The organism is Clostridium sp. TW13 (assembly GCF_024345225.1).
Classification (GTDB): domain Bacteria; phylum Bacillota; class Clostridia; order Clostridiales; family Clostridiaceae; genus Inconstantimicrobium; species Inconstantimicrobium mannanitabidum.
Map to the genome: position 1 here is coordinate 3,810,140 of NZ_BROD01000001.1, position 21,210 is coordinate 3,831,349.

General features: G+C 31.0%; 18 protein-coding genes. 3 read left to right on the forward strand and 15 right to left on the reverse strand.

Annotated features, from left to right (window positions below):
* Window positions 1-125: 125 nt before the first annotated feature.
* The 5 genes from OCU47_RS17635 to OCU47_RS17655 form a co-directional block, all read right to left on the reverse strand.
* Window positions 126-1,190 (reverse strand): galactose ABC transporter substrate-binding protein, encoded by a 1,065-nt coding sequence (locus tag OCU47_RS17635; RefSeq protein ID WP_261829910.1) that lies wholly within the window; start codon window positions 1,188-1,190, stop codon window positions 126-128.
* Between the two features lie 74 nt (window positions 1,191-1,264).
* Window positions 1,265-2,245 (reverse strand): substrate-binding domain-containing protein, encoded by a 981-nt coding sequence (locus tag OCU47_RS17640; RefSeq protein WP_261829911.1) that lies wholly within the window; start codon window positions 2,243-2,245, stop codon window positions 1,265-1,267.
* Window positions 2,246-2,303: 58 nt separating this feature from the next.
* Complete coding sequence (locus OCU47_RS17645; protein ID WP_261829912.1) at window positions 2,304-4,070, reverse strand: sensor histidine kinase; 1,767 nt, start codon at window positions 4,068-4,070, stop codon at window positions 2,304-2,306.
* A 12-nt stretch (window positions 4,071-4,082) separates the two neighbouring features.
* Entirely contained in the window at window positions 4,083-5,705 is a 1,623-nt protein-coding gene (locus OCU47_RS17650) for a response regulator (protein ID WP_261829913.1), read from the reverse strand.
* A 265-nt stretch (window positions 5,706-5,970) separates the two neighbouring features.
* Window positions 5,971-6,564, reverse strand: a complete 594-nt coding sequence (locus OCU47_RS17655) for a TetR/AcrR family transcriptional regulator (RefSeq protein WP_261829914.1) — start codon at window positions 6,562-6,564, stop codon at window positions 5,971-5,973.
* A 158-nt stretch (window positions 6,565-6,722) separates the two neighbouring features.
* On the opposite strand from OCU47_RS17655, the gene OCU47_RS17660 reads away from it, so the two are divergent.
* On the forward strand, window positions 6,723-7,919 hold the full coding sequence (locus OCU47_RS17660; protein WP_261829915.1) for an alpha/beta fold hydrolase: 1,197 nt from the start codon (window positions 6,723-6,725) through the stop codon (window positions 7,917-7,919).
* 152 nt (window positions 7,920-8,071) lie between these two features.
* Here the strand turns inward: OCU47_RS17660 and OCU47_RS17665 are convergent, their stop codons facing one another.
* The 7 genes from OCU47_RS17665 to OCU47_RS17695 form a co-directional block, all read right to left on the reverse strand.
* Window positions 8,072-8,590 carry a GNAT family N-acetyltransferase gene (locus OCU47_RS17665; RefSeq protein WP_261829916.1) on the reverse strand — a complete coding sequence of 173 codons (519 nt, stop codon included), beginning with the start codon at window positions 8,588-8,590 and terminating at the stop codon, window positions 8,072-8,074.
* Between the two features lie 48 nt (window positions 8,591-8,638).
* Window positions 8,639-9,211: a GNAT family N-acetyltransferase gene (locus OCU47_RS17670; RefSeq protein ID WP_261829917.1), complete on the reverse strand. Its 573-nt coding sequence runs from the start codon at window positions 9,209-9,211 to the stop codon at window positions 8,639-8,641.
* Window positions 9,212-9,321: 110 nt separating this feature from the next.
* A complete protein-coding gene (locus OCU47_RS17675) occupies window positions 9,322-9,795 on the reverse strand; it encodes a GNAT family N-acetyltransferase (RefSeq protein WP_261829918.1) in 474 nt (157 codons plus the stop codon).
* Between the two features lie 146 nt (window positions 9,796-9,941).
* Window positions 9,942-10,955: a fumarylacetoacetate hydrolase family protein gene (locus tag OCU47_RS17680; protein ID WP_261829919.1), complete on the reverse strand. Its 1,014-nt coding sequence runs from the start codon at window positions 10,953-10,955 to the stop codon at window positions 9,942-9,944.
* A 164-nt stretch (window positions 10,956-11,119) separates the two neighbouring features.
* Complete coding sequence (locus OCU47_RS17685; RefSeq protein WP_261829920.1) at window positions 11,120-11,764, reverse strand: TetR/AcrR family transcriptional regulator; 645 nt, start codon at window positions 11,762-11,764, stop codon at window positions 11,120-11,122.
* 138 nt (window positions 11,765-11,902) lie between these two features.
* Window positions 11,903-13,018 carry a DNA (cytosine-5-)-methyltransferase gene (locus OCU47_RS17690; protein WP_261829921.1) on the reverse strand — a complete coding sequence of 372 codons (1,116 nt, stop codon included), beginning with the start codon at window positions 13,016-13,018 and terminating at the stop codon, window positions 11,903-11,905.
* Window positions 13,019-13,260: 242 nt separating this feature from the next.
* Window positions 13,261-14,199: a metallophosphoesterase gene (locus OCU47_RS17695; RefSeq protein WP_261829922.1), complete on the reverse strand. Its 939-nt coding sequence runs from the start codon at window positions 14,197-14,199 to the stop codon at window positions 13,261-13,263.
* A 326-nt stretch (window positions 14,200-14,525) separates the two neighbouring features.
* Here OCU47_RS17695 and OCU47_RS17700 point away from each other — a divergent pair, with 326 nt between their 5' ends.
* On the forward strand, window positions 14,526-16,235 hold the full coding sequence (locus OCU47_RS17700) for a leucine-rich repeat domain-containing protein (protein ID WP_261829923.1): 1,710 nt from the start codon (window positions 14,526-14,528) through the stop codon (window positions 16,233-16,235).
* A 99-nt stretch (window positions 16,236-16,334) separates the two neighbouring features.
* Here OCU47_RS17700 and OCU47_RS17705 read toward each other — a convergent pair whose 3' ends face one another.
* Entirely contained in the window at window positions 16,335-17,891 is a 1,557-nt protein-coding gene (locus tag OCU47_RS17705; protein WP_261829924.1) for an ABC-F family ATP-binding cassette domain-containing protein, read from the reverse strand.
* Between the two features lie 336 nt (window positions 17,892-18,227).
* On the opposite strand from OCU47_RS17705, the gene OCU47_RS17710 reads away from it, so the two are divergent.
* Complete coding sequence (locus tag OCU47_RS17710) at window positions 18,228-18,638, forward strand: hypothetical protein (RefSeq protein ID WP_261829925.1); 411 nt, start codon at window positions 18,228-18,230, stop codon at window positions 18,636-18,638.
* A gap of 203 nt (window positions 18,639-18,841) precedes the next feature.
* On the opposite strand, the gene OCU47_RS17715 is transcribed toward OCU47_RS17710, so the two are convergent.
* Window positions 18,842-19,078: a hypothetical protein gene (locus OCU47_RS17715; RefSeq protein WP_261829926.1), complete on the reverse strand. Its 237-nt coding sequence runs from the start codon at window positions 19,076-19,078 to the stop codon at window positions 18,842-18,844.
* A 291-nt stretch (window positions 19,079-19,369) separates the two neighbouring features.
* The gene (gene cls, locus OCU47_RS17720; RefSeq protein WP_261829927.1) at window positions 19,370-20,905 is read right to left on the reverse strand and encodes a cardiolipin synthase; all 1,536 of its coding nucleotides are present in this window, start codon (window positions 20,903-20,905) and stop codon (window positions 19,370-19,372) included.
* Window positions 20,906-21,210: the final 305 nt, after the last annotated feature.

The window sequence follows — 21,210 nt, forward strand, 5'->3', positions numbered from 1 at the left end:
TATACAGTTTTTTAATAACTTTTTTCAATTTAGAATAAAAGGCAACCAATGACCTATATTAGTCACCAGCTGCGCTTAAAGTTAATTATATTATTAAAAAATTTGGACAGCTTTATCTATAGCTATTATTTATAAGCTTGTTCAGCAACATCTAAATTATCTTTTGTAATCATGACGTAGGGAACCCTTAATGATTTATCCGCATTCATGTTTAAAGAAATACCTTGAAGAATGTTCTTATCTTCAGATAAATTTAATGCAAGATCAATTACTGTTGTTCCCTGCTTCTTAGCATCATTCATAACAGTTCCCATCATCTTTCCTTCTTTTATTTTCACTAAGGCTTCTTGAACTGCATCAACACCAACAACTGGAATAAATTTGTTATCTGTCATAAATCCATTCTTTTCAAGAGAAATAATTGCCCCCAATGCCATAGTATCATTATTTGATATTACAAATTCAATACTATCACCAAATTTAGATATCCATTCATCCATCTTATCCCTTGCCTTTACTTCATCCCACATACCGTAATAAGATCCTAGTTCCCTTACTTTTATTCCAGCCTTTTTTATTTCATCAATTGCATATTTTGTCCTTGCCTCTGTGTCAGGATGCCCTGGTTCTCCTTTTAACAAAACATAAGAAATAACTCCATCATTATTTTTATCGTACTTCAAGTTTTTTCTCCACAACTTTACTATCATTCTTCCTTGAAGGATACCAGCTTCAGAAGAATCTGCCCCTACATACCAAGCATTACTATAGCTATTCATAACAGAAGCTTCAGGCTCCTTATTAAAGAAAATCACTGGTAGCTTAGAGTCCTTTGCCTTGTTGATGACCTCTGGTGCAAATTTAGGATTCACAAGATTTACTGCAAGTACTCTCACTTTATCCTTTATCATACCATCAATCTGCTCTAACTGCCTGGACTGATCATTTTGCGAATCCTTAATATTTAGTGCACACTTTGCTAAAGAAGTTTTTTCCATGCTTTTTCTCACATAAGACATAAAGGTATCATCATATTTATAAATAACTGCTCCAACTTTAGGAAGACCATCCTTATAACTAGTTTTTAAAAGAGAACTCTCTTTTATAGACAATGCCAAAAATGTAATCATCATCACTATTCCAGATAAAAACATAATAAAAAACACTCTCTTACTCTTACTATCTTTCATCATTTACCTCTTTTTACTTATACTTATTTTTATAGCTTTTTATAATAACTAGCTTTAACCATTCCGATCTCATGTCACTGAGTGAAAGGAAATAATACCTTCTGGCTTTCAGGTGAATACATATTTTCCTTGTCAATTATAGAAAACCCACTTTCAATATACGTTGGAATCCCCTTGCCCTGTAGCTTTAAAACTGCATTCTTAACACCTAGATAACCCATACTGAATGGGCTTTGCACAACTACGGATTGTATTGTACCATTTTCCATGTACTCAATTTCTTGAGTATCACCATCAAAAGCTACCACCACAATCTTTCCACTTAAGCCTAACTTTTCTATTGCTTTTGCTGCTCCAATGGAAGTTTCATAATCCAGTGTAACTATAGCAGAAATCTTATTATCATTTAACAACAATTCTTGGGTCACCAATTCAGCCACATTTAAATCTTTAATCCCATCTAAACCATCTATTATCTTCGCCCTACAAAACCTTTCCATAACATATTTCAGACCTTTATATCTTTCCAATTCATTGCTACCTGCTTTTTTATGAGAGCCTATAATTGCAACTACTGAATTTTCACCTAACCGCCCAATAAGTTTTTCTCCAGCACTTTTCCCAGCACTTAAATTATCTGTTACTATACTGCATGATACCTTTTCTGTATTTACTTTACTATCTAATGTGAACACAGGAATTCCTTTATCAACTGCATTTTCAACTGGCTTAACAAGGTCGTTAAAACTACAAGGTGCTAACAATAAAGCATCACTCTTACTCTCAACAGCTTCATTTATAAGATTCTGCTGCTCAGCAACATCATTTTCATTCTCTGGAGCAACAATATTTAGTTTGACATTAAACTCCTTTGCCGCTGCCTCAGCACCTAGTTTCATACTTTTCCAATAATCATCACTCTGATTCTTTAGAATAAGTGATATATTTCTCATATTACTACTCTTAACCAAAGTTTTATTCTGATAGTACATTGGGGAAATTATTAAGGAAATCAATAAAATTATAAATATAATCCAATTAACCTTTCTCTTCATCTTTAACCTCATTAACTTAATGCATCTGAAAGTACATATGTTAGTGCATTTTCAGATGCTAATCTTCTACTAAAGGTAGCCATATTTTAATACAAGTACCCTCTTCTAACTCACTTTCTATCTCCAATCCATACTCCTTACCATAAGTCATCTGGATTCTTTTTTGGACATTTTTCACACCTATCCCTGATTCAACTTTTGTTTCTGCTTCATATTCAAGTAAACTTTTCAGTTTCTCAGATTCTATACCAAGCCCATTATCAGTAATCTCATACAATAATTTTTCATCAACAATAGCTGCACTCACCTTAATGTGCCCCTGATCCTGCATGTATTCTATACCATGATAGATTGAATTTTCTATTAGCGGCTGCAATATAAGCTTTGTAGTTTTTAAATTCATTACTTCTGGCTGAATATCTATGCTATATGTAAATTTATTTTTAAATCTAATCTTCTGAATTACAAGATAATTTCTTGCATGTTCCATTTCCTGCTGAACTGAAATAATATTTTTTCCCCTACTAATACTTATCCTGAACAACCTTGCAAGAGAAGTTACCATTGTTATGACATCCTGCATATTATTATTTTCTGCCATCCACACAATAGAGTCTAAGGTATTGTAGAGAAAGTGAGGATTTATTTGAGACTGAAGTGCATCTAACTCACTTTTTCTTTTTGCCTCTTGCTCTACTACTATCTGATCCATAAGAAATCTTACCTTTGACAACATTAAATTAAATGTTTGAGACAGTTTTACAACCTCGTCTTCTCCTTTAGCATCTACATATATATTAAAGTTACCTTCTTGAACTTTTTTCATAGACTTTTCTAACTGTTTTATAGGTTGTGAAATCTTCGCAGAAATGTATGAAAATATTAACACTAATAACAAAATACCAATAGCCAAGATCCATGTAACAAATTTCATAATTTCTTTTTTTGATGCTACAATTTCTGAAATATATGCTACAGCAATAACCTTCCAATTTGTATAATTCACTGTCTTTATTGTCACAAGACGTTTGCCTTCATCAGAATCTTCAATATAACTACCAAGGTAATCTTCATTATTTTCTTTCTTAAGTCCTATATTGATAAGTTGCTGCTGAGGATGATATATTATATCGTTTTCAGAATCAACTATGTATAAGTATCCTCTTTCCCCTATGCTAACATTCTGGCACAGTTGGCTTATAGTACTATAATTCATATCTACAAGAAGCACACCATTTATTTTTTTGTTTTCGTCAGTATAACTAATAAGCCTACTTAAAGAAACAACCCAGTCATGCTTTTTTTGAAAGAGATTCTGAACGTGAGGCAAAGAAAAAATAAGGTTATCTGATTTATTCAGTGCATTCTTAAACCATAGCTGATTTTTAATATCAGCGTTAGCTTTCAATTTAGCTTTGGATGTCCCAAGAAGGAGTTCTCCACTTTCAGAAAACACAGCCAATGTTGCAATGTCATTACGAGTATTTATAATGACATTCATCTGATCCAAAAGATTGCTGCTTTGTACATTAGGATTCAAATAAATGTTGTTGCTCAAAAGATTTGATACATCAATCATGTTCTTTAAATAGTATTCAATATTCGAATTTATCTGATCTACTAGCTGTTGAGTGGCTAATGCAGCATTTTTTTCTGAAGTATCTGCAAATTTTTTATAACTCATAATTCCTACAAGAATCATTGCCAGAATTGTCACTGCTGTAAAGGACACAGTTATTATAACTTGAATACTTTTTAAACTTATGGACTTCTTAATGCGACGAAAAGACTTCTTGAAAAATTTAACCATATTATACCTTTTCAAAGCTTCCTCCCCTTACATAACCTTACTGCTTCTATATTCTGATGGAGACATGCCTAAATACCTTTTAAAACAGTAGCTAAAATAATTGGGTTCTGAATACCCCACTTCCCTTGCCACTTCAAAATTCTTCATGTCAGTAGTTTTAAGAAGTCGTTTTGCTTCATCCATTCTTATAGCTGTCAAATAATTGATGAAAGTCATCTTTGTTTCTTTCTTAAAGATAAGACTAAAGTAAGTCTGACTTATATGTAGATAATTGCATAAACCAATAATATTAATATCACTCTCACTGTAATTTTTGCTAATGTATTCTTTTGCTTTTTCTACAATGAGCTGACAAGTATCTTTTCTTTCCTCCATGATATAATTCATTATCTTAAGTGACACTTCCTTGAACCAATCTTCTATGTGTCTCAAATCCTTAAATCTGTAAATATCCATAAATAGATTATAATCAGCTCCAAATACGGTTGTTAAATCTATGTTAGAACTTTGAGCTGCTTTAAGTATGGCAGTGAGCATTTCAAGAAGATATATCTGGCAGTCTTTAAATGAAGCCTTTGTATCAGTTAGCTTACAAAACATTTTATCAATGGTTTCAATTACTTCCTTTTCTGTTCCAACCTTTATTGAACTCTCCAATTCATGCTCCATATTCTTATCAAATACTATCTTATCCTTACTACCAGGCTCTATATCCTCAATCCATATAATCCTATTACTTCCCAAAATCAAACTATAATCTAATGCTGATACAGCGTTCATCCAAGAATCTGAAATCATGGAAATATCATTTACTATTGTTCCAAGTCCGATAGTAATTTCAAGGTTTAGATACTTTTCTACACTCTGTCTTATCTGTTCAAGAATTGATAATGCTACAACACTTAAAGTTTTGTATTTTTGCTCCTGAGAAGAAATAATCAATACAATATTATCATCATGAATAAAAATATTATGTATATTATGCATATCACCAATCTCATTCACTACATTTAAGACTGAGTATATAATTAGTTCTGCCTCTTCAGTAGTTTGATATTTATGATTATGCTTTAAAATATTATCCTGAATCCTTATGACTGCTACAGTAAAATACTCTCCTATTAAATCAATGCCATAATTTGAACATTTCTCATATATCTCATCTTTTTCTATTCTACTTGTTATTAATGATGAAAAAAACTTTTCCTTCAATACTGGCAAACTTTTTATATAATGTGTTTTCAGTAACTCCATGTCTTCTCTTTTTGCAATTTCATCATCAAGCTGAGCTTTAAGCTTTAAAAGAATATTTATAAGATCCTCTGAAGAGACTGGCTTCAGCACATACTCCGTAACCTTTAAATTTACTGCCTTCTGAGCATACTCAAATTCATCAAAACCTGTAAGTATCACTATTTTAACCGCAGCAATACTTTTTCTAAGTTCTTCTGATAACTGAATTCCATCCATGAAAGGCATTTTTATATCTGTAATCACTACATCAGGCATTACTTTTTCAGCTATTTCCAAAGCTTCTCTGCCATTTCTAGCTTCTCCACTAAGCTCAAAACCATACTCTTCCCATTTTATCTTTTTTACAATTCCTTGTCTTACTTCATCTTCATCATCAACTAATAGTAACTTATACATTTCTAACCTCCTTAAGTGAGAGTTAAAGTTTTATCTTCTGCAAATCTTGAGTAATAACTCGTTAAGAAAAGCTTTTCAATAAATATTACATTATAATAATATAGTAAAACTTAGATTTATCAAAGTATTTTTTGTCGCTTTTTAGTAGATGATGTTTCTTTGAGGTTAAATCCTCAACTCTGCATATAGGTCAAAGTAAAAACCTAGTTAAAAGAACTTCACTCTGTCTACTTGATAGAGTGAAGTTCTTTTATCGCACTTTTTCTTATTGGCTATAAAGGAACTTAAAGCTTCCTTCTGGTGCATTTAACCCTTTTTCAAAGAGATAAGCCAAGGCTTTAGCCTTTTTCTCAATCTGCTCTGCTGTCCATCCAAAAATGCCATGATCAAATAAAAAGCAAAATGTAGATACAAATATTTCTGCAGTTTCCTCTGGTTTTTCACAAATAAACAATTTTTCATTAATACCTTTAGTAAAAATATCAGCAATTATGGGAGAAAGTAAATTTAGTATTTTAGCAAGGGATTTTTGATGTATTGCTGCATTTTGCTGTTGATGAAGGTATACATCTATAGACGAATCAACATCATAATTGTAATAACTTTTAAATAGAAGCTCTAATTTTTCTAGAGCATTGAACTTATCATTTGCAATTACTTCCTTGCATTGATTAATCCTTTTGGAATATATGTAATCAACAAGGGCATCAAAAATCTCCTCCTTGGATTTATAGTAATAGTATATACTTCCCTTTCCGATACCTGCCTTTTTTGCAATGTCACTTACTGAACAGGATGCTCCTTTATCTTCAATTAATAATTGTTCCATTGATTTAATTATTAGTTCTCTTTTATCCATTTTAACACCTACTAGTGATTTAATTATCAGTTCTTTTTTATTCATCTTAATACATATTGCTGATATTATAGCATATAAATCAGCACTTGACCAGCGGTCGAAACCCTGCTAAGCTATAAGTATATTCGACCATTGGTCGAAAAAAGGAGACGGTGTAAATGATACAAATCATTATTTTTACAGCACTATTACTTATTAGTGCTTTAAGTTTATTGATAACTTTATTCTACTTCATACTATTTATAATAAATATTATAACCAAACGTCAAACCAATAAAACAATCTTACACCTAAAAAAAGCTATATTAATTACAGCAGGATTTATTGTAATCATGTTTGGATTTACAGCATTCAGTCATCTATTAATCAAAACACCTCCAATCTTAGATTCTCATGGAAAGGTATTGCAAAGCAGTATTGCAGAATTGAAAAAGATAAAATTAAATGGTCGTGATGAATGGATCAGCATCCGAGGTAAGGATAAAAACAAACCTGTATTGCTTTTCTTGGCTGGAGGACCTGGTGGCTCTGAGATGGCAGCTGTACGTTACAATCTTTCAGCTCTGGAAGATAACTTTGTGGTAGTAAATTGGGAGCAACCCGGTTCTTGCAAATCATTTGGGGCTATTAATACAAAGGATTTAACTAAGTATATCTATATTGAAGACGGCTACGCATTAACAGATTATTTATGTAAAACATTTGGTAAGGATAAAATTTATCTTGTAGGTGAATCATGGGGTAGTGCTCTAGGCATCTTCTTAGTAAAAGAACATCCTGAAAAATACTATTTATTTATTGGGACAGGCCAAATGGTTGCCTTCAGAAAAAATGATGAGATGAATTATGAAAAAGCTATGGAAATAGCACAAGCTAATAATGACACTAAGTTAATTAACAAATTAAAAGCAAATGGTAGACCACCCTATTATGGTGATGATTTAACATGGAAATTCTCAACATGTAATAACTGTTTAAATGAATATATGGCACACAACCCTGAAATACAAAATTTTAAATATGATACTATAAAAACCATTGGTTCACCTGAATATGATATACCTGATAAAATAAATTATTTTATGGCGTTGTTTAAAACATTCAATAATTTTTATCCGCAGCTCTATAATATTGATTTAAGAAAAGATTATGCCAAGATAGACGTTCCTGTTTACTTTTTTATGGGCAGATATGACGTTAACGCACAACCCTCATTAGCAGAGGATTATTACAAGTGTTTGAAAGCACCGGAAAAGAAACTTATTTGGTTTGAACATTCAGGCCACAGTCCTTGGATTAATGAATCTGATAAATTTATTCACGAGTTGTTAAAAGTTACAGTACAAAAAAGCTAAGCTCATCCTTTATTTATGATAATTGTTTCCGTTTTGAGAAAAAACAGAAAAATATCATAATAAATAGCATTAAAAACAGCACTAATATTCACATATATCAGTGCTGTTTTGATCATATTTTTATTTGCTATTAAAGATAAGGTGAAAAAAGGTTACTTAGGTGTTAATGTAATACTATATTTGTACAGATATTCATTTTCCTCTTCATCAAAAATAGTTCCCAATAACTTACCATTATTCTTTTCTATAACTTTCTTTGAGCCTGTATTTTCTATATTACAAGTTAAAATTGCCTCATCTATTCCTATCTTTATAGCCTTTTCTAATGCTAATTTTAAAATTTGAAAACCATAACCCATGTTTCTAAAATTGGGTGATATATCGTAGCCTATATGACCCGCACATTCTACCTCTTGGTGTCTAATTCTCACTACTCCCACAACTTCTTCTTTGTCAACTAACCAGAATGTTGAAGTTGCAACCTCGCCTTGTGGCAAGTCGTTTCCATGAGAATAATCCTGTAAATCTTTTAGGTAATCTTGGAAACTTTCTAATGCTTTTTTGTATTTATTAAAATAATGTTCATCATTTATTTTCTCGTATGATAAAGCATAATTTTCAAAACTCTTTTGATATTTTTCATTAGGCTCAACTAAAAATAAATCTTCCATAACTTATCCTCCGTTATATAGTTTGTAAAAAGCGCTCGTGCCCCTAGGTTACCAATCTTCTTTATTTATTACATAAATCATGTTATCTGTCCAATCATCATTTTCAAAAATGAATCCTTTTCGAATGCACTCCAACTTCATTCCTACAATTTCTGATGTTTTTTGAGAAGCAATATTATCTAAGTTGATATGTGCCTCTACCCTATGAAAACCAAGCTCATTAAAGGCTACATCAAGTGCTAATTTTAACATTTCACTCCCATAGCCATTCCCCCAGTGCTGATTTAGTAACCAATATCCGACCTCTGCCCACTGAAAGTCCTTTCGTAAAATAGTTTTTATAATAACACCACCGATATAACTACCGTCTTCCTTCTTAAAAGCACGAAACAGATATGCTTGATCATTTTGGGCACACTGTATTAATTTGTCCACATTATTTTTACAAAAAGCTTCTGTATAAACATCTGTAAGTTCAAGTTCTTCATCATCATATTTATTTTGTGGTACTTTCTGCCCTTTTAGACCATCTCTAATCAATACAAAATTCTCTTCCTTTGTTGGATGGATTATAAGCCTTTGGCCTTCTCTACTGATATTAATAAAATCTACTAACTGCATTTCGCACCTCATCCAATTAAATAATAATCATTTATTTTCTCTATAAGTACATATTTACATTTTACACCACTTGTGTAGAATCCTCCAGTATATTGAAATGACTGATGTAGTTATTCTTTCTCTTCTCTCAACTTCATCATCAGATGTTCAGTTATTCCCTCTCTATATAAACTAGGTATAATTCCTACCTCAGTATATCCAATACTCTCATATAATCTTTTTGCATCTGGATTAAAATCTGCAACTACTAAAAACAGCTTTGAAAAATCTTTAAAGCAGCTCTCCTCAAAGAATTGCAGTAGCTTTTTGCCTATACCATATTTTCGACTTTCCTCCTTTACTGCAATTATATGTAGGTATGGAAATGAATGAAATATTCCACCTAAAATAAACCATATGAAACCTACACAATTACCATTTGCATCTATTGCAATATACATTTCTTTTTTATGAAATCCTTCCTCTAATGCCTTTCTTGCACTTCCTACTTTTGAAAAATATTTTCTGCCCAATTCTGAATTTACTAGTGCCTCTTCGCAGTCATTTATATAATCTATACTTCCTTTTATAATCTCTATTCCCATGTAAATCTCTCCCTCACCCTTTGTTAATTATTCATAATTATACTTCACTTTACAGTTACATACTACACCACATTTCAATTATCTCTTAAATTTATTTTCAGATGCCTAAAATAAAAAAGAACTACTACAATTATAGTAGGAATCTGTCAAATCATATTCCTACTAATTGAGTTAGTCAATTCACCCACTTTATCAATTTCCAATCTAATAACGTCACCACATTCTAAAAGCACACCATTTTCCATTCCACAACAGTTAGGTATAGTTCCGGTAGCCATAAATTCTCCAGCATAAACATGCTCTCCTTTAGAAGCATATGCAACAGCTTTTCCCAAAGAATGATAAAATTCATTAAGCTGACCCTCTGCAACTTTTTCATCATTGATATATACCCTAGTTTTAAGTGTATCCATAACCGGAAGTATTTCATCTGCTGTAACCACCACTGAAGAAATTGCACTTGCAAAATCCTTGCACTTACATGGGCCAAATCCAGTTTTCCTCATCTCATCGAATTGTACATTACGAGCACTAAAATCATTAAATATACAAAATGCACCTATAGCATCAAGTCCTTCTTTCTCTGTTGCATTTATAATATCTTTTGTAATGATCATTCCAAGCTCAAGTTCATAATCTTTTAATGTAGCATATTTAGGATATGTTATAGTCTCACCATCCCCCACAAAAGAAAGCACATTTCCCTTATAGTATACAGGGTTGTCATACCACGGTTTTTTAGGGAAAAACGCTGGAAAAGGTTTGCTCGTAATTCCTTCATAAATTTTTACTAACGGCATTACCTTAGGCATCAAGCGTTTAGCATATCCACAGGAACTGTTAATCAAATGCCTTTCACTAAGCATAAAATCACGATAAAGTAATGGTCTAAATGGCATTACCTCTTCCCCCTCTAGTATCAATTTTGCCTTATTTACCTCTGCAAGCATTATTAATTCTTCCAACTTAGGTTGAAGAATATCTCTATCTTTCAAGAACGCAATGAGATCATCAGATGCCTTTTCAAGCATTGCACGTTCTCTTGTACCATCATTAGGTATAGACTCTAATACTGCCTTAAAGGCAATCCATAAGTTATCCTTCCATACACATAATGTATACTTTTCACAATTCATAATTTTTATCTTTTTTAATCTCATTATAATCTCTCCCCTTTTAAGGCATCTAAAAATAAATAAGTCACTATCCGTTGCATATTTGGACTTGTTATTTATTTTCACATATCTAATATATTTATTCCCCACTTGAACATGTTCAAATAGCATTAAAAGAATACCCACTCCTATGAAAGTGGGTAATACCTTTATATAACATAACTTTCTTCTTCTAATTTTGCTACTATATTTGAAATATCATTTTCCATTTCACCTATACGTCTTTTTACATGCTGAATTTCTGTTTCATCAACATTAAAAGCATGCAGGCTTATTTCTATAAATGTATTTATCATTTTATCAAATTCAATATCTCGTTTGAAATATCTGCTTGCAATGCAGCTACGCACTACACCCTTTATCATTAATGTACGGACATAATAATCCTCAAGAGTATAATCAGGATTGTACTCTTTGAATAATCCCTGCGATCTTTGAGAGGCACGAGCTGTAAGCTTATCTAATATTACATTTGAGCTATAGGCTTCATAATAAAATTCACAAACCAACTCATTAGTCTCAACTGCTTTGAGTTCTATTGCGCACATAATTGCATATCTTAAGGCACAACTTTCACTTTCACTAAAGTGATCGTTCACCAACTCTTCACTCCTATTGAACAATTCTAAAACTATGGCCTGAAATATATCTTCTTTATTCTGAAAAAAGTGATATATGCTTCCAATTAGAACCCCAGATTTCTCAACAATTTGCCTAATAGTAGTTTTTTTATACCCCTGACTTGCAAATAATTCTTTGGCTGCAAATAGTATTTTATCTCTTACATCATCCATACAACTTATCTCCTAGTATAATACACTTGAACATGTTCAATTTAGTTACATATTATTCCTTTAATATGAATTTGTCAAGAACAAATACAATATTAACCTCCTAGGTTCTATCCATTAATACTGCATTTCCAATTATGCTTATTTTCTACCATAAGTAATTAATAAACCCTGCACTTTTAAAAATGATCTTCTCTTTTGCTTATCCCTAAAATAGTCTGCTATTCTGGATTGTAGCGTGATATATGCTTCTGCCTCAACTCTGCCAATTCCTCTACTCATTAACAATTCAACTGTATTTTCTTGATTTGATACATTAAAGGATTTATCCAATCCATTAATTTCAATGAAATCTTGTGCTTTTTCATTATAATCTGACATATTATGATTTGCATACATTACTTTATCATTCATACGAATATCAATATCATGTAACCCTAAATGTTCCATATAGAATGGTAATCTCATTCCGATTGCATAGTCCCTACCTTCACATTCCAGCTCCTTTCTCCATACATCATGAAAATCAAAGGCTGTGCAAAGATAGTCATAATTTACTTCATCAATGTACAATCCATCATTCTCAAATTCCCTATTAACATCTACACAAACAACAAGGCCATCTTTCTTAACTGAAGCTACCATCTTCTTCAATACTTCCATTGGTTTATTCATATGCCTCAACCCAGCTTGACAAATAACCATATCATAACTATTTTGAGTTTCAAGAGAATATATGTCTGATGCAATAAACTTCGCATCAAAGTTAGTTTTATCAAAATTTACTTTTGCCTTATTAGTAAAGTATTCATTATCAACCCCTGTATAGGTACTTCCTTTCGGCAAAAGTTCAAGTAACTTCAAACCAAGCTGCCCCTCTCCACATCTATATTCAATAGCGTTTATTGGAGAGTTTACATGCCAAACATTTTCTATAAGATGCTTTAGGTATTCATCGTTCCAAAAGTATTTTCTATTTTTATATAACTTATCAGTTTTTCCATTCCAATTATCCCGGTTGTCTGTATCCTTTGGTATATATGTTTGATAACGTAGTGGTTTAATACCTAGTAGCTCGTCCACAGAAACATCAAAATATTCAGCTATACTTGGCAACAAAGTAATATCTGGCATTGTTACTCCTGTCTCCCACTTACTAACCGATTGAAAAGATACTCCTAGAACTTCTGCTAACTCTTGTTGTCCTATTCCTTTATTTTTCCTCAATTCTGCTATTTTAAGTTTGACTGTTGTCATAAAAAATTACCTCCTTGAATTTGATAACTTAATACTAGCACCAGTATTAACTCAAACCCATAACGTAAAATGAGAAATTACTCGCACATTAGTTGAAATAATAATACATTGTTCCTAAATATCATTATACATACTGATACTATACTTTGAAATATATGTAAACTACAAATACATTTAAGGAAATAGAAAACAGCAATAATACCTTTTAATATTACTGCTGTCTTTTAGTATCAGCTATAGATTCATTCTTTCTGCTTTTGTATATCTTCATTATTTCTTAAATCAAATTTTTCGATTGGTTCAGGTCCTCTTAATATTCTTCTATTTATGTTAAGGTCTCCAGTTAAATCGTATCTGACCCTCCATTCAACCAACATTATTTTTCCATCATCTATTTCAATACCTTGTATCCCACTTGCCCTAACACATGAACCGTCATTAAAGTAAGGCAGTTCTTTAGCTTTGGGAAAATGAGGTCTATGAGTATGTCCGCAGATTATCATAATTTTGTTCTTTTCAATCCAACCACTATATATACGTTCGATTTTATGAATTCTTTCAGCATTTTTTACAGGACTTGCAGGATTCGTGAATCCTATTGAGTGAAGATATCTCCAAAAATACCTTACTGTAAGCCTATTAAAATGCCACAACCTGTCATTCATTCTATCTCCTTGATGTCCATGAACAGTTAGTATCTCCTGTCCTGTATCTTTATGCTTAAACACTACTGCTTCATAGGGTGTAATACCAGGAAATAATTCAATATGCTCTTCGTTATACTCATCGTAGAACCTATAATAATTCTTCTCTACAAAATTAGAATACTTTAAACATATGTTGTGATTTCCGTACAACATGATCAATCTATTTGAATCAAAGAACCTTTTCAATAGAGAATAGTCTTCATCATGTGCCAATCTTATCTCCTTAAAGTTAGTGTTTTCCCAAAGCTCATCTCCATCTCCAACTTCTATATAAGTATATCCATTGTTAAAATAGAACTCTAATGCATATAAAAATACATTCTGATTTTTTGCAAATTCATCACCTGGCGTACCAGTTCCTCTATGGCAATCACTGAAAAATATATATTTAGATTTGTTATCAAAGTATTCAATTTTTGCATTATCATATGCTTCTGTTAATCTCTTTTCTGCTAGTTTCTTTTCAAACAACATGGCATGGTACACCCCTTTATGAGCATTTAAACAATCTTGATATTAGTTAATGTACCCTTTTAAGTAAAAATATATTTAAGTTTATATTATTAAAGCAAATAATTTAGGTACAATTGGTTTTTTCAAATCTGCTATGTTTACATGACATTCAGGATTAGACAAACATAAATCCGTTTTATCATGAAACAAATCACACTCTTTCCTTCTATTTACTTGGGTATTACACTTTCGAATTTACTCTAATGGCATGAACTTAAATATCTATTCCATTGAACTTATACTGGTTGTCAAGTATAATAATGGTAAACTAAAAGGGGGAATTACTTTTGAAAAAAATATTAAAAACTTCAAACCTAATGAAAGTTCTTTTATTTACTTTATTAGCAACTTTCATAATTTCATCAGGGAATTTTTTTGCAGCCACTGCAGCTAATTTGTCCATAAGTAACATAAACAACATTAATAAAACTATAAGTTTAGGTGACAAGTACTCACTACCCACTACAGTAACAGCAACCATGAGTAACAAATCTACTAAACAATTAACTGTAACATGGAATACTAAAACTATTAACACGAATAAAGCTGGTAAATATACCTTCTCAGGTACTGTGCAAGGTTACAATAAAAAAATTACTGCAACTTTAACAGTTCAAAATACTGTTGTTACATTTAATGATCAGATATTAGATGCAATAATAAGATACATGATTAAAAAGCCTAATGGAAAATTATACAGAAGTGATGTTTTAAATATAACCAAACTATCATCAAGTACTGTACAGTTTCTAGACCATTCAAAATTTAAGGATTATAGAGTAAAAAATCTTACAGGTATCGATAACCTTGTTAATTTACAGACTCTTGATATGCATTATGCTGCGATATGTGATATAACTCCGTTGAAAAGCTTAACTAATCTACAATATCTTGATTTGGGTGAAATGAATTTTATTACACTTAACGATATAAGTGCATTAAAAGGATTGACCAACTTAAAATATCTTGATTTAGACTGTCTTCATATTAAAGATATAAGTCCTCTAAAAGGCTTAACTAACCTGAAGCACCTTAATCTACCACGTAACGAAATTAAAGATATAAGCCCACTAAAAGGGTTAACTAATTTACAAATTCTTAATTTAGAAGGTAATGAAATTAAAGATATAAGTCAGTTAAAGGGATTGACTAACTTACAAGATCTTGATTTGAGTTCTATGTGTGGAGGTATGGATTACTGTTCTCCTCTTAAAGATATAAGTTCATTAAAAAGTTTGGCTAATTTAATAAAACTTAATTTAGATGATAATGAAATTAATGATGTAAGTCCATTAAATGGGCTGAATAAATTAACACACCTGTGTATATCCGGTAACAAGATCACAAATATATCGTTAAAAGGATTGCAAAATTTAGATTGTCTTGATGCATCATTTAATAATATTACAAGTGTAGAATTAAGTAACTTGCCCAAACTAAAAAACATATGGTTGATTAATAATAAGATTTCAAGGATAACATTAAACAACTTGCCTAACCTAACTGATTTAGGATTAAATAATAATAAAATCACAACTATATCATTAAGCACTCTACCACATTTAAAAAGTTTGAGTCTAAATAGTAATAACTTAAGTAACATAAATTTAATAAAAAATTCAATAAAAAACCTACCTAGCTTAAATGATCTTAACTTAAGTAATAATAATTTAAGCGACATAAATTTATTGGGGGGATTCACCAACTTAACATGCCTCAATTTAGAAAAGAATCAAATTAAAGACATAAGTACATTAAAACCATTGACTAAATTAAAGCAACTTAATTTAAGTCATAATCAAATTAAAGATATAAGTATATTAAAATCATTAACTAGTTTGAAAGAGCTTGATTTAAGCTATAATCAAATTAAAGATATAAGTTCACTTAAAAAATTAGTTAACTTAGAAGTTCTATACTTATATAAAAATCAAATAAGCGATACAGATATATCATCATTAAAAAAAATTCTACCAAAATGCAGTATATCCTTTTAATATTAAGTTTCTAGAATATTTTTATAGCATTAAGCTCAAGCCCTTCTAAATTAAAGGCTTGAGCTATCTTAATTCTTAGTAATATTTTTTGTAGAACTTCTATACAATTTTAGTAGTCCAATCCTCACAATTCCACACGTCTGTTACTACGTCTCTATAGAATTCAGGCTCATGACATACTAAAAGTATACTTCCTTTATATTCTCTTAATGCTCTCTTAAGTTCATCCTTTGCCTCTACATCTAAGTGGTTTGTAGGTTCGTCTAGGATTAAGATATTTGTTTCCTTATTTATAAGCTTACATAATCTAACCTTAGCTTGTTCTCCTCCACTAAGTACACATACCTTACTTTCAATATGCTTATTAGTAAGTCCACACTTTGCAAGAGCAGATCTTACTTCATATTGAGTGTATGACTGGAAGTCCTGCCACACTTCTTCAATACAAGTATTATAGTTTGCTTCTTTTATTTCTTGCTCAAAGTATCCTAGTAATTGATAATCACCTAGTTCAACTTCTCCACTTAGAGGCTTGATAAGTCCCATCAAACTCTTTAATAATGTAGTCTTTCCAAGTCCGTTAGCTCCAACTAAAGCTATCTTCTGGCCTCTTTCCATGTAAAGATCAAGTGGTTTTGTTAATGGTGAATCATATCCTATTACTAAACCTTTAGTTTCAAAGATTGCTTTTCCTGAAGTTCTTCCTTGCTTGAAGTTAAACTCTGGCTTTGGCTTTTCTCCTGCAAGTTCAATTATATCCATTTTATCTAGCTTCTTTTGTCTTGCCTTTGCCATACCACTAGTTGCAACTCTAGCCTTATTTCTTGCAACGAAATCTTTAAGTCCTGCTATTTCTTGTTGCTGTCTTTCATAAGCTGCTTCTAATTGCTTTTGGTTTGCTTCATGTACTCTTTGGAAATTATCATAGTCCCCTACATATCTTGTAAGCTTTCTGTTTTCCATATGATAAATTAAATTGATAACGCTATTTAAGAATGGTATATCATGTGATATTAGTATAAAGGCATTTTCATAACCTTGTAGATATCTCTTTAACCATTCAATATGTTCTTCATCTAGGTAGTTTGTAGGTTCATCTAGTAATAATATGTCTGGTGTCTCTAATAATAACTTTGATAAAAGTACCTTTGTTCTTTGTCCACCACTTAATTCAGTAACATCATTGTCTAAACCTACATCTAAAAGTCCTAAACCTTTAGCTACTTCTTCAACCTTCATATCTATAACATAGAATCCATTGTGGTCAAGCATATCTTGGATAACTGCTGTCTTTTCAAGAGATTTATTCATTTCATCTTCATCCATTTCGCCCATTCTACCATAGATATCATTCATTTCTTGCTCTAAGTCAAATAAGTATTGGAAAGCGCTTCTTAATACTTCTCTTATTGTCATTCCCTTTTCAAGCTTTGCATGTTGATCCATATAACCAACTCTGACTCTGTTACTCCACTCAATATTTCCTTCATCTGGTTCAAGATGTCCTGTTACAATGTTCATGAAGGTTGATTTACCTTCACCATTGGCTCCTATAAGCCCAACATGCTCCCCCTTAAGAAGTCTAAAGGATACATCTTCAAATATAGCTCTATCCCCAAAACCATGACTTAAATTTTTAACCGTTAAAATACTCATATCTTATCTCCTCGCATAAATTATATATATTTTTAGCTATTATGTTTTAGAAATAATCTTCCTATAAACCTACGCTGTATGCTGTCATTTCAATTATTGCTTCTCTAGAGAGGATATCATATTTTATAGTACTTTATCAATATATTATCTACTCTTAAATAGTTAACTTATGGTTTTCTTGCTATTATGTGAATTAGAATTAAACCTTAGTGAAATATATCTGCTTAAAAAAACATCTTCTTAAACATTTTTTATTTAAATAATAAATTTTATATCACTGTATTGTAGTCCATTGTATAATGATCTTAATACAAAATTTTACATTGAGGTGTTAAAATGAAACATTCTAAAAAAAGTATATTTCTTTTCATTCTCTTAGTTATTGTCTCCACTTCATTGGGGGCATGCGGTAGCAAAACTCAAGATAAGGCTGACTTTGTTAGCAAAAGTAACATAAGTAGTTTTAAAATACACAACATAAAATTGCAAGAAAAAGAAATAAAATCTACCTCCACAAGAAATAAAATAATCGATTTACTTAACAGTGTGAAAATTACAAAATCAGATGTAGAACCACGTATGGGAGTTGGTTACGGAGTTATAATAACATATGATGACGGAAAGAAATTCTCTGCTAGTTATTTAGCCTCTACTATCTGCTATTCAAATGATGACAAAAAATTTACTTGGTGTGATATAGATAAGAACATTGTAGATGATTTAAGAAGCTTTTATGATAAAAATTAGACTTATTAATATGTACTGAATTGTAATCAACTTGACTTTTGTTATAGTCTTTATATCTTGATATCTTAATATCTCTATTTCACGATATTAAGATATCAAGAAACGCTAAAACACTAGATTTATAAAAAACCTAGTGTTAAGTATTTCGATGACAATATAAAAACAGCTGCCAAAAATTTGGCAGCTGTTTTTATATTTTTATATTAATATCCAATACCAGCAGGTTGAACATTTTCTTTATCAGCAGAACTACATGGTGTAACTCCATAAGTCATTCCACAATGAGGGCACTTATCAACAAGTGTTTTCATTGTAAAAGTGTTGCCACAAGAACATTCTATTTCATGTTCAACTCTTATTGGCATGCTATCTTTTCCTTTACTTCTAACTAAATCAACAACGGCTTTTCCGTTCATTTCAGATGAACATCCACAACTCATATTTATTCCCTCCTGTATTTTTAAATTTTGCACCTCAAATAAAATAGCTTATCATACTTACTATTGATTATTCTCTTATGCTCAGGCTTCTTCAAAAAATAAATAAATCCATATGCTAGTCTATTTTCCGTTATACTGCGTCAATAGAACCCTTAGATAGCTCGCTATCTGCGGAACCTGTTTCCTTGTCTAACTAAAAATATCCGTCGCATATTTGGACTTGTTATTTATTTTCAGATACCTCATGTGTTTATTATACACATTAATCTAAAAATAAATCGGTAACCTATGTTACATCAAAGGAGCAAAAACTCTTAGAATACTTCTAATTACTCGTATTCCCCAACTAACATTTTTACATTCCTCTAAAGTAACTTCCTTACAAGATTTTAAAGTTTCTAGAAAATCCCTCTTAATGTCCATAACAGACTTAGTTTTGTATAACCAAACTCCACATTCAAAGTGGAAATATAAACTTCTATAGTCTAAATTTATTGTACCTACTATACCAAGCTCGTCATCGCATACAAAAGTTTTAGAGTGTATAAACCCTGGAGTATATTCATATATTTTTACCCCAGCCTCAATTAATTGATCATAGTAAGACCTTGTTAATATATGCACAGCCCACTTATCTGGAACATATGGAGTTACTATTCTAACATCAACTCCATTTTTTGCTGCTATTACTAATGCATTTGTAACTTCATTATCTACAATAAAATATGGCGTGTTTATATACACATAATCCTTTGCCTTATTTATCATATTTAAATATACTACTTCGCCTACTCTTTCTCTATCCATAGGACTATCACCATATGGTTGAACATATCCATCTGCCTGAATTTCTTCATCTAGATTTGGAATATATCTATACTTCTCATAATCATCTTCAACCTTAGTATAATAGTCCCACACTTGAAGAAACATTATGGTTAAATTCCATACAGCTTCTCCTTTTATCATTATTGAAGCATCTTTCCAATATCCAAAGCGTTCTATTCTGTTGATATATTCATCCGCTAGGTTTATTCCTCCGGTAAAACCAGTATGTCCATCTATGACCAATATTTTTCTATGATCTCTATTATTATGTCTTACTGAGACAACTGGATTTACTGGGTTAAAGACTACGCATTTAATTCCTAACTTTTCTAGTTTTTCATTATACTTTCGTGGCAGCTTACTTAAACAACCAAAGTCATCATAGATAACCCTTACATCGAGCCCTTGCTTAACCTTCTTAACCAATATATCTAAGATACTATCCCACATTAGTCCTTCTTCAATTATAAAATATTCTAAGAAGATATATCTTTCAGCCTTATTAAGTTCCTCAACCATTCTTTTAAATTTCACTTCACCTGGACTCAAATACTCAGAATATGTATTTTTATATATTGGGAAAAGAGATTGTTTTTGAATATAGTTAGCTTGATTAAATACGTGTTTATCTTGCTTTTCTAATTCTTTTAATATGTCTGTATCTTGCTTTAACAAAGGAAAGGTATCCTCATAAATCTGCTTTGTAGCTTTTGCAAATTTCTCACTTATTTTGCTAGTACCAAAAATTAAGAATATAATCACTCCACCAACTGGTAACCCTAATACTGGTATTGCCCAAGCTAGCTTATAAGAGATTTCTTCTTCTCTACTTATAATCCATAACAGTGCTACTATGCTTAACGCTAGAAAGCCAATATAAATGTATAAAAAGTAATAGCTTAATCTTAAAAATACAAAGATTAATGCTGCTACCTGCAACATTATTAATGAACCTATAATAAACATTCTGCTAAAGACTACCTTTAAAAATTCTTTCATAAAATAAATACTCCTATTATAAAGTGCCTTCTAAATTAATTTATGTGTTTACATACAATTATATCATATAAGTTGATTTTAAATATTAAATTTGTCTTATTTTCATTTCGCTTCCATATGAAACCTTGATTGCTATAAATTTCTTATATTTGTTTTGATTTTTAATATTTTCGTAAAAAAATATTAAAAATCAGTAGACATTCTCAATGTTTCTCAATATAATATAAGTATATTGTAACTTAAGTTAATTAAATATTCTATGAAGACAATGGCGTTTTCAAAAAAAAGTAGGGTTATTGGACAAG